We start from the raw sequence: 17,709 nt of genomic DNA on the forward strand, positions 1-17,709 counted from the left end.
CAGTAAGTATAAAAAGACTTGATAATAAAGGAAATATTATGGATGAGAACACTAAGAAAATCGATAGAGATTTTGAAGTAACTGAAACCATAAAACCTGAGTATAAGACACGTGTTTTCCCTGCCCCAAATGCTGATATATCAAACGAGCAAACACAACCCATAACTCAAGTTTTCGGACAAGATACTAATGAGAGTAAAGAGAGTAAAACACAAGTATTCAATAACCAAACATATGAGGAATTGAACGCCCAAGATAGCGCACAGCAACCACATGTTGTACAAGAAAAACCTAACAACTCTCCTCTGGTTGGATCAATAATACTTGGCTTACTGTTAATACTAATGGGAGCATACATATTACTCGCTCATTTGATATACATTCCATTTAGCTACTTGTTACTAGGATTTACAAGCCTACTTGGAATTATATGTTTAGTACAAGCATTTATTAGTTTCAACAGAAAATAAATAATTGCGACTGTAATTTTGAAGTACCATAGTCTAATGTTGCGTTCAAGTTACACAAATAATTTACAACTAAACAGGTACGTTTCTAAAGTCACTTTTCATATAAGTGTTACGAGTAGTAGCAGGATTTATTATTGATAGTAGAAAAATATGCTCAATAGGCTTACTTGAAAAGCCATAGTTACTAATGGTTTTATACATGAGCGTATTATATATGAGAAAGTTCCTCAGCTTTATGTTGGGGAACTTTTTATTTATCTAATATAAGCAAAACTCCTTAAATTTTAAATTCATTTTTCTATACGGGTGTTTTATTACTTGCCTATGCTGTTTTTGTCAGTATTCGTAAAACAAATTTCACGGACAAATATTGAGTTTTACTCTAAAATATGAACATTTTCTCATGTATACAAATATTTTATTTTCATACATAAAAACTTTATTATTTGGAGTTTTTTGTCAGGAAATCAATTCTTTATGTCCTTTGTCCTTTGCCAAATTATTAAAATTTTTTTAAAAAGTAATTGCTAAAATAAAAAATTTTTTATACCATTGTGGAAAACCTTTTTATTATCTAAGGAAGAACAATGTACACACACAAATTTGAAAGTTGGCGTAGCTGGCGTAGTTAGCAGTTGTGTGTATGCTCTTTTCGGCGTAGATACAACTAAGGGCTTTCTAGAAAGTATCTATGTCGGCAATAAAACTTAATATTTACAGATAAAAATAAAATCAAAAGTTATACATAGTCGCATAGTCAACAAAATGGCTGTGCGTTTCTTTTTAGATAAGCCAAAATCAAATCTAAACATCCATCCAAACTAATATGAAATATAAACAATAGCTTATCTAGGAGAAAAAAATGACTTTCGTAGAAAAAATAGAAAACGGTTTCTTTGGAGACTTTGGTGGTAGTTACGTTCCTGAAAATATTCAAAAAGCACTTGATGAGTTGGAAACTGCTTATAATAAGTATTCAAAAGACCCCGAGTTTATTCAAGAATTCTATGGCTATCTAAAAGACTACTCTGGTCGAGAAACTCCCCTATATTTTGCTGAATCTCTTACCAACTATCTAGGTGGCGCAAAAGTATATCTAAAGCGAGAAGACTTAAATCACTTGGGAGCTCACAAGCTAAACAATGTTCTAGGACAAATACTTCTAGCTAAGCGCATGGGAAAGCAAAAAGTAATTGCTGAAACTGGAGCTGGACAACACGGAGTAGCAACTGCCGCAGCAGCAGCAAAGTTCAACATGAAATGCGATATCTACATGGGTGCTGAAGACGTGGAACGCCAAAAGCTAAATGTATTTCGTATGGAAATGCTGGGAGCTACAGTACACGCTGTTGAAGATGGTACACGTACACTAAAGGATGCTGTAAATGCTGCTTTTGGTGCTTGGATTACTAACGTAGACGATACTTTCTATGTACTTGGTTCAGCCGTAGGACCTCATCCTTACCCAATCATAGTAAAAGACTTCCAACGTATCATCAGTATCGAATCTCGCAGGCAAATTCTAGAAAAAGAAGGCAGGCTTCCAGACTTAGTAATTGCTTGTGTAGGTGGAGGTTCAAACGCTATCGGAGCTTTTGCTGAATATATAGCTGATGAAGAAGTAGCTTTATTGGGTGTAGAAGCAGCTGGTAAAGGTGTAGATACTGATCTACATGCAGCTACAATGACTAAAGGTACTGTGGGCGTCATAGATGGTATGAAAACATACGGTTTGTTCAAAGAAGACGGCGTAACACCGCTACCTGTTTACTCTATCTCTCCGGGACTAGACTATCCAGGTGTTGGACCTGAACACTCTTTCTTAAAGGACAGCAATAGGGCTGAGTACGTTGCGGTAACTGATGATGAAGCTGTAAATGCTTTGTTACTATTGGCTAAGACTGAAGGTATAATTCCAGCTATAGAAAGCTCTCACGCTATAGCAGAAGCTGTAAAACGTATACCTGAAATGAGCAAAGACAAGATTGTAATAATAAACGTTTCAGGTCGAGGCGATAAAGATATGGTAGCAGTAGCTAAATATTTAGAAGAAAGAGGCGATATATAAGAATAAAAAACTCACCGAAAAATCACACATTATCCTTATATTTTATATGTGAGAACTATCCAAATAGTTCTCACATATTTTTATTTACTTTGAAAACATTCTTGTCTTTAATTCTAAGTAGTATAATCGTATTTGAGTTTTTAGTTTTATAGTTTTATCTATATTCTTAAAAATCTCATATAACTGCGAAGGTATACACCTAAAAGTTTATTTCTCTGCTATTCACTTTGATCATCTGAGAATGTTCATTTTGCATAAGTAAAACTATGTAGTATCATCGTGGAACAAGATAAGGGGGATAAAATGAGTAATAATGAAGAAGAAAAAGGACAACGAAAAAACCCTCTTGCTTATAAGTCTATTAGAAGACTTTTATTCTCTTTTGCATGGCCTACCATTCTTGGAAGTGTCGCAAATTCAATGTATAACATAGTGGATCAAATATTTATTGGTCATGGTGTAGGATACGTTGGCAATGCGGCAACAAATGTTTCTCATCCTTTTATAATTATTTGTTTAGCAATAGGATTACTAGCAGGAATAGGTTCAGCTACAAACTATAGTGTAGAACTAGGCAGAGGTAATACTCAAAAAGCTAAAGAAGTAGCAGGAACAGCTATAAGCTTAGTCGGAATATTTGGTATTTTATTCGTCATATTACTGAATATTTTCTTACCACAGTTACTAGTGTTCTTTGGTGCTACTGATGAAATACTCCCTTATGCTATAGAGTATGTAAGAATACTTTCACTCTCATTTCCACTATTACTGTTTGCTATCGCACTGTTTCCTTTGATGAGAGCTGACGGTAATTTTATAATGCCAATGGTTTCTATACTCTTTGGTGTAACATTAAACACTATATTAAATGCAATTTTTGTTTTAGGTTTAGGGCTAGGAATGAAAGCTGTAGCAACTGCTACCGTTATTAGCGAAGTTTTTGCTACCGGAATGCTGTTTTTCTTTATTCCTAAATTTAAGAATGTGAAGTTTACTTTCAAAGATTTCATACCTAAGAAAAAAGCTATTAAAACAATTGTTGCTCTAGGAATGTCACCATTCATATTCCAAATTTCAGCAACCTTTATACAGATTATTCTAAATAACTTATTAAATCACTATGGCTCCTTGTCTGCTTACGGTAGTGAAATACCAATTGCTATTGCTGGAATTGTTTCTAAAATAAACATTATTTTCATATCTTTAGTAATTGGTTTTACTCAAGGTGCCCAACCAATAATTGGTTATAACTATGGCGCTAGAAACTATGAACGAGTTCATCAGACAATAAAGCTCTTACTAAAAATAACTTTAGTCATTTCTGTAATAGCATTTGCTGTGTTTGAAATATTTCCTAAAGAGTTAATATCGATTTTTGGTACAGCGGATGAGCGATATTTCGAATTTGGCAGTAAATATATGAGGATAACGCTATTTTTCACGTTCATTGCTGGGGCTAGCATTTCATCTAGCACTTTCTTTACCTCTATTCAAAAACCTAAAATAGGTGTAATGCTTTCGCTGTTAAAACAAGTGTTATTACTTTTACCTTTACTGGTAATTCTTCCAAAATTCTTAGAAATAGACGGAATACTATATGCTACCCCTGTAGCTGATTTTCTTTCTTTCTTACTAGCAATGCATTTACTAAGATTACAACTAAAGAAAATACCAAAAGAGAATAAAAATCCAAATGTATAAACTATGTAGTTAGGTAGATAAGTAAGTAAAACTTAAATAAGTAAAGTGGAGGAAATTCATAAAGATTTCCTCCACTTTATATTATAAGATTCTATTTATTACATTCACATTTGGAAGCGAATTCATCAATTTCTTTTAGATGCTGAGCTTTTTGTTCATCGCTTATCCAAGAAATTTCAAATGAGTTCTTAGCTAAAGTAATAATTTCTTCTTTTGTGAATCCGTATTCCTTACTTACTGAATACAAGTTCTTAGCTACATATCCACCAAAGTAAGCTGGATCATCAGAGTTAATAGTCATTTTTACATTGCGTGCCAAAAGTTCTTTAACTTTGTCACCCTTCATGCTATCAGAGACTAAGCTATTTGATAGTGGGCAACTTGTAAGTCCAATTCCATGCTGAACGATATAGTCAACTAGCTTTGGATTTTCTAGGATATTGGTACCGTGGTCGATACGTTCAACACCAATTTCTTCTAATACCTGACGAATATGTTCAATCGAGTTTTCCTGATCAACATCACAGTGCATTGTCAAACGGAAACCTTCTTCTTTAGCTTTTTTGAAAACCTTTTCAAATTTTACAGGAGGATGACCTTTTTCATCAGAATCCAAACCAACACCAATAATTTTATCTTTGTATGGTAATGCTTTTTCTAGAGTTTCTTCAGCTGATTCTGCTGACATATCACGTAGGAAACACATAATCAAGCTAGCATCAATGCCTAGCTCTCCTGCATTAGAAATAGCACGATAGTAGCCATTCAAGACTGTTTCAAAGCTAATACCACGTGTTGTGTGAGCTTGTGGATCGAAGAATGCTTCAACGTGCTTTACACCATGTTCCTTAGCTTTCAACAAGTATGCCCATGCTAATTCGTAGAAATCTTCTTCTTTCTGCAAAACACTCATACCTGTGTAATAAACGTCCAAAAATGATGGTAAATCGTTGAAATTGTAGCTTGCACTTACTTCTTCAAATGTTTTCTGACCGATATCTACACCATTACGTTCAGCTAACTTTAGTTTCAAATCAGGCTCTAGAGTACCCTCAAGATGCAAATGAAGCTCAGCCTTTGGAATCCCATAACAAAAGTTTTTCAAGCAGTCATTTGATGACATTTTTCTCCTCCAAGCAATATAATATGTACCTTCTATTGTAGGGGCTATTTTTGTTTTACAGTAGTTTTAAGTGAAAAGTTTTATAGTTTTACTTAAGTAAATTCTCTTTAGAAAAACTACATTTATATAAGCTAAAGTTTTTATAAAAAAGTCACATACCCTATAGTAAAAGTATGTGACTTTTTTGAGTTCTATTCGTCTTTTTTATTCTTTGAGAACCTATTAACAATTAAGCCTAATAACAGTATCAGTGGCCCATATTTGACTATGCCATCAGATCCAAAACCAGTTTCAGATAGTTTTTTATCTTTATCAGCAATAGGGCGAAGTTTCACCTTATTCTGTTTCGTATCATTTGGCAAAGCAGTTGAAGAGTTTTCTTCAGTCTTTGAAGCAACAGTATTATCTGGCTTATTTTCTGTATTATCCTCTGGCTTATTTTCCGGTTGATTTTCTGGCTTAGGCTCTGGGATAGGCTTTGGCTCAGGAAGAGGAATTATTATATTATCAGGAGCATTATTCTTTGGCTTAGTTCCGCGATAGATAACTGTAGGTTTCATCTGCACGAGAACTGTCTCAGTTATGACAGGATCACCCTGAGCAACACCCTTATAAGTAGCCTGACGAGAAGTAACAACCTTCCTACCAACACTACCAACTACAGTCCTAGACTCACCCTCCCACAAAGAAGGATCATCAACACTAGTAGTCTCAACAGGAACCTCAACCTCACTAACAGAAACAACCTCACCAACAACAGGCTTAGTCCCACGATAAACAACACTAGGAACCATACCCACAACAACAGACTCACTCACAACAGGATCACCCTGAGCAACACCCTTATAAGTAGCCTGACGAGAAGTAACAACCTTCCTACCAACACTACCAACTACAGTCCTAGACTCACCCTCCCACAAAGAAGGATCATCAACACTAGTAGTCTCAACAGGAACCTCAACCTCACTAACAGAAACAACCTCACCAACAACAGGCTTAGTCCCACGATAAACAACACTAGGAACCATACCCACAACAACAGACTCACTCACAACAGGATCACCCTGAGCAACACCCTTATAAGTAGCCTGACGAGAAGTAACAACCTTCCTACCAACACTACCAACTACAGTCCTAGACTCACCCTCCCACAAAGAAGGATCATCAACACTAGTAGTCTCAACAGGAACCTCAACCTCACTAACAGAAACAACCTCACCAACAACAGGCTTAGTCCCACGATAAACAACACTAGGAACCATACCCACAACAACAGACTCACTCACAACAGGATCACCCTGAGCAACACCCTTATAAGTAGCCTGACGAGAAGTAACAACCTTCCTACCAACACTACCAACTACAGTCCTAGACTCACCCTCCCACAAAGAAGGATCATCAACACTAGTAGTCTCAACAGGAACCTCAACCTCACTAACAGAAACAACCTCACCAACAACAGGCTTAGTCCCACGATAAACAACACTAGGAACCATACCCACAACAACAGACTCACTCACAACAGGATCACCCTGAGCAACACCCTTATAAGTAGCCTGACGAGAAGTAACAACCTTCCTACCAACACTACCAACTACAGTCCTAGACTCACCCTCCCACAAAGAAGGATCATCAACACTAGTAGTCTCAACAGGAACCTCAACCTCACTAACAGAAACAACCTCACCAACAACAGGCTTAGTCCCACGATAAACAACACTAGGAACCATACCCACAACAACAGACTCACTCACAACAGGTTCGCCAACTTTAGCACCATCTACTGTGTTCCAAGTTTTTGTTATTTTCTTTCTACCTGCAGTACCAGTTTCAGTTCTAGATTCGCCTTCCCACAAATTAGAATCTTCAGCATTAGTAGTTTCAAGAGGAATCTCAACTTCTTCTTCCTCTGTAACTGTGCCTAAAACTGGGTCTTCTTTATAAATACTGCTACGGAAATCCCTAGTTTTATTCAAATAAGACTGTAAAATACGTGTCTTTAGATTACGAACAGCCCCAACTCCAAGCAATTTTTGTTGACTATTGCGGATATTTTGTTTCATTCTGTCCAAATCTGTTTGAACAGCTTCATCCATTAACCTTTGCAATTCTTCGTAGTTAGTAAATACATCGTTTTCCATTAAAGAATCGAGTTTATCAATCCTACGTTTAAACATATCCTTTTTGAATTCAGCCAAGTTTCCAGCATATTTATTATCTAAGATAGCATTTAAAGCTTGCTCATCATTTGGATACTGGTTAGACAAATACGCAACCATACCATTCTTGTATCCGTATTCGCCTAACAACTCATAGCTGTATCGTCTGAAAGTAACGTCTCCAGCTGAGCCAGCGTTGTTTTGCAACCCTGCATATATAGGCTCAAAGAGTGGAACTATATGGTAATCATTTGGCTTAGCCTCACCAGTAGTTTGGCTACCTTTGAACTGTAAACGTGCGCTAACTATGCCCTTGTCAACTAAATCATTTATACTATTCAAACTATTAGCAGTTGCATCATCAATATTTGAGAATTTGTCTTTAACTTGATTGGCTCTAGCGCTATCAGGAATAAGTTCGAGTTTATTGAGTAAAAGTTTTTTATCTTCAGTAGATTTTCCAAGAGTAGATTTTGCTTCAGCGTAATCTAAAGTATAAACAACGTCTATGAGACCTTGAGCATATTCTTTCAAATCGGATTCTTTTTCAAACCTTGACGGTGAAGCATTTTGCACACGATTTTCACCTAGTTCGTAAGTCAAGTTCAAGTTGAACATTGGAGGATAAGAAGATATTCCAGGTGTATTATTATCAACTTCAAATAGTCCTCTAGCAAAGACTTCTACACCTTGTCCAGCTCTACGAGCATGTCCGTTAAACCATACAAGTTGATCTAAAATATGTGTAACTTCGTGAGTGTAAGCTGTTTGTCCTCTATCGGTCAGTGATTTAGCTAAGAACATATTAACTAATCTACCTTGTGGATTTGCTTGTCCATCTACGAATATGTAAGAGTTGTAATAACCCGGCACCTGAGCCATAAATTCTCTCACACCGCTAAGACTGTCTGGACCTGTCTCAGGAGACCACAATTGGCTAGCTGGCAAATTTGATGGATTATATTTTTGCATAGTGTCGATTACCAAAATATTTCGACCTTCTAGCAATCTGTCTTTAGTCTCACTTATGCGATACCAAAACTCTAGGAACGCTTCCTGTTCACTAGCAGTTTTAGCCATTTTTTCTTTGAGAGCAGCCACATTAGCAGGTGATCTATCTGGCATATAAGTATCTGTTAAACCAAAGGTAACCGTTGACATTGTAGTTATCGCATAGAGATTATCTTCACTCAAAGTCAACAATGGAATTAGGTGTGAAGCAAGAAAATCGTCTTTTTTCATTTTTTCAAAAAGCTTAGTATCAGCATAGTTGCTGTCGGCTTCAAGAATATAAGCTTTAGATTGTTTCTTTACCCACTCGTTATCTGTTATATTTGGCTCTAACATTTCACGCATTTTTGTAATAAAGCTCAAAATGTTAGGTTGCTTAGTAATTCCACTTATCTTTCTGTCATATGCTCTTTTATTAGATATTAACTGTGTAGTCAAATAATCCATCTGTCCGATTTGGATTATTCTATCTATTGCCGAGCCTTGTGTACCAAACACTTCTGGATGGTACAAAATTAAATCTTTAGCTTTAATACCGTTGAATTCAAATTTATATTGGCGCTCAAGAAAAGCTAAGCCTAATAGAATCTGTTTTTTATTAGCAACAACTCTACTAGTGTTTATATCCTGTGAACGTTCAAAAAGTCCCCTTAGAATTGTATCCAACTCATTTTGTACTTTTTCAAAGCTTGCACGTAAATCTAGTTTATTTAAGTAAAGCTTTTTCAGCTCAGCTTTTATTTGTTCTTCTGTAGGTTCTTGTCCTAGTTCTCTACGTAATCTTCTTTTAATCTCTTCTTTATCTAAGAATCTTTCTCGAGGGTTTAAAATGTCGTATAAGTCTTCGTAAGTAACGTCTTGTAGATGAGTTTTTACAGCATTTACTTGAGCGTCAACATTATCTGTTTTAGGCACATATTTTATATCTTCTGTTGGTGTTTCAATGGTTGCTGTGTTATCTGAACGAACGACTAAAACTCTGGAAACATTTTCACCAATTGTAGACAATTTGACCCCATTATCATCTAGTGGAATCACCGTAACAATATCAGTGTTAGCTACATGGCTATTTGCTTCTCGTAAATCTGAGGAGTTACTTTCATTTTCTTTAGCATTACTTTCCTCTGAAGTAACACTTTTGTCATCTTTTAATTCATCACCATTATCAAGTACGGAACTTTCATTTCTTTCAGTTGTATTAACTGCTGAGTTTTCAACTGAATTAATGACAATATCATCATTTGCGTATGCTGTAGGGAAAGTAATTGAAGTAGTTAGTAAAACAGAAGTAAAGTATAAAACATATTTTTTATACTGGTTATTTTTTATATTTTTTTCATAGTCAGGCTTACTCATTATATTCCCTTATATTTTGTACGTATTTAGATTTACGCATAAAATGGACTTAGTCGTACCCTCAAATAATACTAAAACATAAATATAACATCAATTTTTTATAACGTTTTTACAAAGACTTGCCATATTATTGTTCATTTAAAAATAAATTAGCATCTTTTATGAAACTAGCAATTATCAAAATAATAGCTATACCTATTGGGAAAGCAGCAATAATGGACACTGACTGCAGGCTAAACATTGAGTTTTCCGAGAAAATAAGGGCAATTGGGAATAGAATAAAAGTAATAGACCAAAAAGTACGCATTTTCTTACTAGGAGTTTTACCTAACTCTAAATTCTTGTATGAATAAGCAGACACAACCATTGTCAAAGCATCAAAGGTAGTTGAGTAGAAAGCAATCATAGTAACTACCAATAATATCAACGCAACATTAGGTAAAGGCAAAGTGTTAAATATTTCTAGTATTGCCCTTGAATAGTCATTAGTTTTAGCTATTGTACCTGACACGTCCAAACCATGTTTTAACTCTTGAGCTAAACCATAGTTCCCCAAAATTATAAATGAAGTAAAAGTGCCAGCAATCCCCCAAGCATATCCTTCTAAAATGACTTTTTTTATACTTCTGCCGCGACTAATTGTGCCTATGAAAAACGGCGTGGCAACACACCAAACCATCCAGTAAGCCCAATAATATAAAGTCCACTTTTGTGGGAAGGAAGTTTCACGCAACGGATCTAGCCACGTAGACATTGTAACGAAGTTTTGCACTAAGTTACCTAGGGAAGATAACCCTGTTTCTAAAATATATCTAGTTTCTCCACCTAAAAATAAGAAATAAAAAAGCAACACGAAAAACAAATAACTACAGTATGTGGCAAGTTTAGATATACCGTCCATACCTATCAAAACTGTTACAGTGTATATTAACGCTATTAAAAGTAGAATAAAAATAGTTACACTGGTTGAATGACTAAGATTGAATAGTTTACTTACTGCTGAAGAAAGTAGCGGGGTTGCTAAGGAAAAAGTAGTTGCAGTTCCAGCAATGAGTGAAAATATTGCTACTAAGTCGATTACCTTACCTGCAACACCATCAGTATATTTACCTAGAATTGGACGGCAAGCTTCAGAGAATTTTTGTTTATCTCTTTTACGGGTATGCAACATGAATCCAAAAGAAACAGCTAAAAGCACATAAAAACTCCAAGCAATAGGGCCCCAGTGAAAAAGAGGATATGTTGAAGCCCACGTTTGTACGTTCCCTAAAGACTTTATGTGACTTTCATTAGCATATAAAGCCCACTCACATAAAGAATAGAACACAATATCAGCAGCCATTGTAGAAGTAAAAACCATTACTCCCCATCTAAAAGATGAGTATTCAGGCTTGCAAGCTTTAACAGATTCACGAGGTATTTTTGGGTCGTTTCTCCCTAAAGTTGATAACTTATTATTACCTAATATAATTTTCCCGAATCTTGAAAAAGCAATATAAATTGAGCATATAAAAGTACCTAAGCCTAAAATGGCATAGTATATTCCTAAGTCATCACTCAAAAATGAACGTATATATGATAAAGAAAAACTAGATTGTGATGGAAAAACCGTAAATAATACACATAGAGCTATAACGATTACAAGTGGCACTAACATGACTAGCCAGTCTACTTGTTTAGTAATTTCTTTCTTGTCTTCGTTGACTAAGGAATTCAATTTTTCTCCATATTTACGTAATATAAATTTTCAAAACTTCTTATAACTATACTACTTTAGTCGTAGTTATAAAATTTTAACAATATACAAAACACGTGTTTTTTACTTTACTGATATTACAAACAGTACATATTTTCTAATAATACTTGTGTGTTTTGTATTACATTATCTGACTTTATACAAGAAATTTACGTAAGATTTTTCTACGAGAAACTTGTCATTTTTATACCCGTACTAAAAAATTTTCATGAGGCAGTCAGCTATCACATTATGCCCTAACAAAGTTGGATGTACACCATCTTCACCAGTGTATTTAACGGCGTTACTTTCATCAGCTATAGTGTTGAATATGGAATCCAAAGCAATATATTCGTAGTCGTTTCTTTCAGATAAAGTTTTAATTATTTGTATCTTTGAATCTAAATCTACTCGCCATTTTTTGCGTTTAGGAGGATAAGGTAAAACGTACGGCTCAAGAATTACTATCCTATTAGTATATTGACAAATAGTTTCTAGAAGTTTCGCATATTCCTTCGAAAATCTAGTCTGTTCTTGCAAACTACCAAAAGAAGAATCGTATTGGTTATTCCAAACATCATTTATACCGATGAGCAATATTACTATAGTAGGCTTATATTCTAAATCTTTCATAGTACGGCTGATTCTGTCATTTGTCTCTTTGACTGTTTGCCCACCTACTGAGCAGTTATAGAACTTTAAGTTTTTATCCGGAAATAAGCGTATCAAGTTATCAGTAACTATTTTAGGAAATCCTGTTCCAATATCCTTAGGGTTAGTATTATCTCTTTGCACATCCATTATGCTGTCGCCCAGAAACAGTATCACATCGTTGTCTTGAATTTCCATTTGTTCTTCCCCAAAGACTAGTAAAATGAGCGATTATCTATATAGCATGAAGAATACGTTAGCAAATATTTCTGTATAGCAATAAAAGTATTCCCTTAGCATAGGAAAAGTTATAATTACGCTTTACTCTTCAAAAACAATTTTAATCATAAGTGTAGATATATGGAAAGGTAGGTTGTTTAAGTTTTAGTGTGGTTTTATCCTAGATTTTAGGTTTGTTTTTATATCGCTTCAGCTCAATTTTATATTGTTTCTACCTCACGTTTTAGTAAGGTTAGATTTAAGTTGAGCTAGTTAAACTCATCCCTATACACATAATCAAAAAGCCACTGAAGATTAACAAGCGGCTTACTCTGACGGTTAATTAGAGGTCTTAACAATTTATATAGATGCTTTTTAACCTCTACCTCATTAATACCCTCCTTAGAAATTTCTTCTACAGCTTTCGTATTATCATATACTTTCACAATATTAAAATTATGATCAAATTCAAACGATAACTTTTCGTTATCAAATGTATACCCACGTTCATCAAAAATATTTGAAGTTGTAAAAAATCCTACCTGTCTATCAGTTTCATCAAACATTAAAACTGCGGGTAGACCATCAAAATCGTACTTTATCCCTTTTATATTATCTGGGGTAGAAACCCAATCCAAATTCTCAGCCAACATCATCAAAACAGGCTCAACCCCCAGTCTATGAGGAGTATGCTTCGCATAATAAACAGAATTAGACAACAAATTAAACCAAACTAAACCATAAAACAAAAAACAAAACAAAACCAAACAATCAACAACAAAAACAAACACCACCAAACGCCTCAATACCTTCACAACACTACCCTCTTCTCAAATAAGTTCCTCAAAGCATTATCACTAGATATTACTTTGAGGTATTAGGCTACTATCTTCTAAACTTTGGAACTATTCTACATAAGCAAATATGACTTAATATAACTTTTGAAAATAAAGACTTCGAAACTTTTACATGCTTTAACTTATTTATATTTTTCTTAGCTTTAAATATATTTCGTATTAAATTAGTTAGCTCAACTAAAACTCTACGAATAATAAAAGTTTATTAAATGCTTACAGTTTTTTAATAATTCCATTATCTATGTGGAAAAAGTTACACAAAAACTAACTAAAAAGTAAGTAAAGACTAAGAAGTAAGCAGAGGAGAAAATTCTTAAAAAGGAAGAGGAAAATACTCAGGTAGATAAGCAAACAGATATACAGACAGAAAAACAAGCTAGATCTAGATAAATAAATAGCTAGGTAACTAAATTCTAATAAATAGACAGACAGCTATAGACTAAGAAAGAAAGTTAAGTGATAAAAAGTAAGCGGAAATAAATATAAAGTAAGCGGAAAACACCCTCCATGTAGGAAGAACAAGAGTGTAAAAAGAGGGCTTTGCACACAAAAGCACAAAGCCCTCCAAGTTACCAATATTTCCATAACATGACACTCATTTTAAAAACATGTTATTCTAATACATTAAGAACATACCATTCTAGTTACTAATGTATCTGTGGATATATTATGTAACTTTAGTATTAGAGTTAGGTTACTTTTAACAACTTAGCCTAGCTCTAATATCTATTATTTTTATTCTTAACCCCAACTAGCAATAACGCAAAACCGATTATCATAGTAACTCCAACATAACCAACAAGATTGCTATTTAAACCGGTGTTAGCCATAGCTTTTAAAGTTACTTTACTAGTTTTTTCATTATGCTTATCCTTTGGATTCACAACAATATTATCCTTAGGATTTAGGGGTAGCTGTTTTTCTTGCACATTAAACGTGAAAGAAGCAACAGCATCATCACCATCACTATCTATAGCAGTAATTTCGACTGAATAAGTTCCTATAACATCAGGGGTAAATGATAGTAACTCAGTTTCAGTAACTACTTTTACACTACCGTCAGGTGATGTAAGTCTATATGTAATACTTGTATTTTTCTTATCAGAAGTATCCGTATCATCTTCTTTGTCAGACACTACTAATTTATCCAATAAATTAACGCTTTCTCCCTTGGTAAGATTACCTTTACTTTCTACATGAATCTTAGGAGAAGTGTTATTCACTTTGCCTTTACCTTGAGGAGAAGAAGTATCTTTCGTATCTGTAACAACAGCAAGTATCTTATCTTTTCCTTTTTCTAATACAAATAGCGGAGGAACTGGTACTAAAATCTTATTATTTTCAACTTTAATTTCCCTTCCTTTACTATCTTTCCACTTATATTTCCCGTTTTCTTCATTAGCAATCAATATTATCTTTTCAACTTTAGGATTCCCTTTTTCATCCTTACCAGTAACTGCTACCTCAAGTTTTTTAGGATTATCAGTTGAAACACTAATAGGGATTACTTTTGAAACTGTGTCAATTTCATCAATAACTGGAGCTATTGGGATCACTGTTGGAAGTGTTTCTTTAACTCTGACCGTAAATGTGTCTTCAGCCACTTTGCCGTCACTATCTGTGGCAACAACTTTGATTTTATAAATACCTGTATTTAAAGGAGTAAAAGCTCGTAGTTCTTTTTCAGTTATTGTTTTGACTACCCCGTCTGGTAAAGTAACCTCGTATTTACGAGAAGTTACTTTGTTATCGTCAATATAACTATCATCTTCATTATCGGAGACTACTATATCCTTTAGTAAATCTACAGTACTTAGTTTTTCAACATCTGCTTTATTAGTAACTGTAATTTGTGGAGGATTATTAGTTACATTTCCCTTACCTTCTGGTGAAGAGTTACCAGCTTTATCCTTAGCAATAGCAGTAATTTTGTCATTACCTTCTACCAATTTAACATCACTAGGAAGTGGTAGTAATAAAACATTGTTTTCAACTTTTATAGTTTTACCATCAAGTTTCCAATCACCATCTTTGTCTTTAGTAACTACAATTTTTTCTTTCTTACCAGAGAGAGTAATTTCGATAGAAGATAAGTCTTTATCACTTGGAATAGTTATAGGAACTTCTTTACCAGCAGTGTTCACGCTACCTACAAGTGGAGCTAAAGGTGGCACATCTATAACAGTTACAGTTGTTGTAACCGTATTAGATAAGTTTCCATCAGCGTCTTTACCTTGATAAGTGATAGTATATTTTCCAGCATTATCAAGAATAGATTCTAAGTCAGCAATATTTTTATCATCAGAATCTTTTATAGAAACTATCGTTTTTTCTGTCGCATATTTTCTAATGTCATCTTCATAGTCAGTTGTAGTAACGTTATTTTGGGCAGTTACTTTTTCCAGTAAATCTTTACTATCTTTAGATCTAGGATCAATCGTTACTGTTTTTGCCTTATTATCTATGACAGGTGGCGTATTTGTGCCTATTGCTGCTTTTATCACTGGAGCATAATTAGTTCTTACAGATTTTCCTTCCCAGAGGTTAGAAAAACTAACTGAAGCTTGGGTAAATATACTTTTTATATCTGTCGGCTTACCGTTTTCATCTTTACCAATTGTATCTTTGTTAAAAGTAGACTTTATTTTATAAGTTACTTTTAATGCATGGCTAGATTTTGCGGTTTTTCCCTTTTCTGAGTTGTAACCCTCGAATCCCATACCAAAGAATTCACCATGTTCTCTCATAGAATATAAACCTGAACGAGCGTCATTTGTTGCAGGTCTTATTGTTATTGTGCCGTTTTCTTTATCTATTTCAAAGAAATATTTTTTAAGTGAGGCGTATTCAGATATATCGTTTCCCAAGCCATCATAAACTTTTACAGAGCCTTCAACAAACTCGAACCCCTCAGGAATCTTATCGTTTATTGTGATACTTCCCTGAGTTATTCCCTGTCCAACATTTTTGACTTCTAGAGCTATAGTTGATATGTCGCCCTCACGAATTGCTTTTCCTGAGTTATAACTTTTATCATTTTCGTGTTTTAGTACAGGATTAGCTGTTTTTTCGCTTTCAAGTATGTCTTTATAGATTTTTAGGTTTGCACCACCACGTACATCTATTGGTCCCAGAATAAGTGGAGTTCCTTCAGCTGAAACCACAACTTTAATTTGTGAGATTCCCTCAGGAACTTTTTCTAGACGCGATCCAACAGTTCCCCAACTAGCTGGATAATGTCTATTTGAATTATTACTACCTACGCCATAATTTGTAATTTCATCTCCCGTTTGAGCATTATAAAATTTTATTCTCACATTACTTGGCCCGTTTGAATCTGGTCTAATTGCTATACTTTCAGCAGCAAAGTGCTGTCCAGCAACTACATCAAACGTCTGCGATATTCCTTGTCCTGCACCAATATAGAGCAATCTTACTTCAGGGTGATGTGTAATTTGCATATATCCAGGTCTAGCTTCTTTAGATTTATGATATGCCGTAAGCCACGGTAAGCAACGCCCATTACTAGCTTGTTCATAGAATCCTCCAAGCGGAGCATTTCCTGTAACTAATCCATCTGAAGCTTTTGCAGCAGTCTTTGCTTTCAATATGTCGTAAAATACTACTACTTCTTTATTTCCGTTTTTGTCAGGTATTATTTCCCAGCCCGGTAAATTTGTTGTTTTGAGCATTGGATTTTCTTCAGTTAGTTTAGAAGCTTCCCCTTGTGCGTAAAACATATTTTGAACCTTGGAAATTTTTTGATCTATATTCTCGTTTACTGGTTTTGCATCAAATTTTGCTTTTTGTATTTCTTCATTAGTCGCATAGTTGTCGTCATCTAAGTTCTTTACTGCGTATGAATTTGGTAAGTATATAAATTGTGATGATACTAAAGCAGTGAATAAAGTTACACAAGCTATTTTATTTTTGAAACTTTTTGTCAGTTTCTGCTTACTGTCCAATTAACTCTCCTTTCTTTTATATTTCGAATTGATTAGACATCAAATAATTACCAATTGACTTATAAAATTTTGATTGGTTTTATTCTCACGTGAAGAAAATAGTATTCAGGGATTTTGTTGCTGATTTTTATGAAGTAACTTCTACCTTTTAAGTTGTATAAACTTTCAGTAACCATATAGATTTTTTCTTAGAAAGTTTTTATAGCTACTTTATATTTGCTAAGTACTTATTCTCGTTTATGTTGAATACATGTTTTATCTCTATATTTTCTAGGAAATCAGCATAGATTTTAGAAATGTGAAACTTATAGGATAGAAAATTTATGTTAAAACTTACTTTTTTGTATGTAGGATAAGTTTTGCTAGCTAGATATAATTTTTTGTATAAAGTTAT

Annotated in this window: 9 protein-coding genes; 3 read left to right on the plus strand and 6 right to left on the minus strand. The window is 34.3% G+C overall.

Annotated elements, in window-relative coordinates; translation table 11 throughout:
- Nucleotides 1-38 precede the first annotated feature (38 nt).
- The 3 genes from HCQ94_RS04500 to HCQ94_RS04510 all read left to right on the plus strand — a co-directional run bounded on the left by HCQ94_RS04500 (nt 39) and on the right by HCQ94_RS04510 (nt 4,239).
- Nucleotides 39-470 carry a hypothetical protein gene (locus tag HCQ94_RS04500; protein ID WP_166982267.1) on the plus strand — a complete coding sequence of 144 codons (432 nt, stop codon included), beginning with the start codon at nt 39-41 and terminating at the stop codon, nt 468-470.
- An 862-nt stretch (nt 471-1,332) separates the two neighbouring features.
- Nucleotides 1,333-2,538 (plus strand): tryptophan synthase subunit beta, encoded by a 1,206-nt coding sequence (gene trpB / locus HCQ94_RS04505; protein ID WP_166982269.1) that lies wholly within the window; start codon nt 1,333-1,335, stop codon nt 2,536-2,538.
- A gap of 303 nt (nt 2,539-2,841) precedes the next feature.
- Nucleotides 2,842-4,239 (plus strand): MATE family efflux transporter, encoded by a 1,398-nt coding sequence (locus tag HCQ94_RS04510; RefSeq protein ID WP_166982271.1) that lies wholly within the window; start codon nt 2,842-2,844, stop codon nt 4,237-4,239.
- Nucleotides 4,240-4,330: 91 nt separating this feature from the next.
- Here the strand turns inward: HCQ94_RS04510 and add are convergent, their stop codons facing one another.
- The 6 genes from add to HCQ94_RS04540 form a co-directional block, all read right to left on the minus strand.
- Nucleotides 4,331-5,362 carry an adenosine deaminase gene (add, locus tag HCQ94_RS04515; protein WP_166982273.1) on the minus strand — a complete coding sequence of 344 codons (1,032 nt, stop codon included), beginning with the start codon at nt 5,360-5,362 and terminating at the stop codon, nt 4,331-4,333.
- Between the two features lie 191 nt (nt 5,363-5,553).
- On the minus strand, nt 5,554-9,888 hold the full coding sequence (locus HCQ94_RS04520) for a ZmpA/ZmpB/ZmpC family metallo-endopeptidase (RefSeq protein ID WP_196373603.1): 4,335 nt from the start codon (nt 9,886-9,888) through the stop codon (nt 5,554-5,556).
- Nucleotides 9,889-10,015: 127 nt separating this feature from the next.
- Nucleotides 10,016-11,605 (minus strand): BCCT family transporter, encoded by a 1,590-nt coding sequence (locus HCQ94_RS04525; protein ID WP_198426290.1) that lies wholly within the window; start codon nt 11,603-11,605, stop codon nt 10,016-10,018.
- 234 nt (nt 11,606-11,839) lie between these two features.
- Nucleotides 11,840-12,472 carry a GDSL-type esterase/lipase family protein gene (locus HCQ94_RS04530; RefSeq protein WP_166982277.1) on the minus strand — a complete coding sequence of 211 codons (633 nt, stop codon included), beginning with the start codon at nt 12,470-12,472 and terminating at the stop codon, nt 11,840-11,842.
- 290 nt (nt 12,473-12,762) lie between these two features.
- A complete protein-coding gene (locus HCQ94_RS04535) occupies nt 12,763-13,308 on the minus strand; it encodes a hypothetical protein (RefSeq protein ID WP_166982279.1) in 546 nt (181 codons plus the stop codon).
- A 761-nt stretch (nt 13,309-14,069) separates the two neighbouring features.
- Nucleotides 14,070-17,315, minus strand: a complete 3,246-nt coding sequence (locus HCQ94_RS04540) for a hypothetical protein (RefSeq protein WP_166982281.1) — start codon at nt 17,313-17,315, stop codon at nt 14,070-14,072.
- Between the last annotated feature and the right edge of the window lie 394 nt (nt 17,316-17,709).

Source organism: Actinomyces sp. zg-332, from assembly GCF_011751945.2.
Classification (GTDB): Bacteria; Actinomycetota; Actinomycetes; order Actinomycetales; family Actinomycetaceae; genus ZJ293.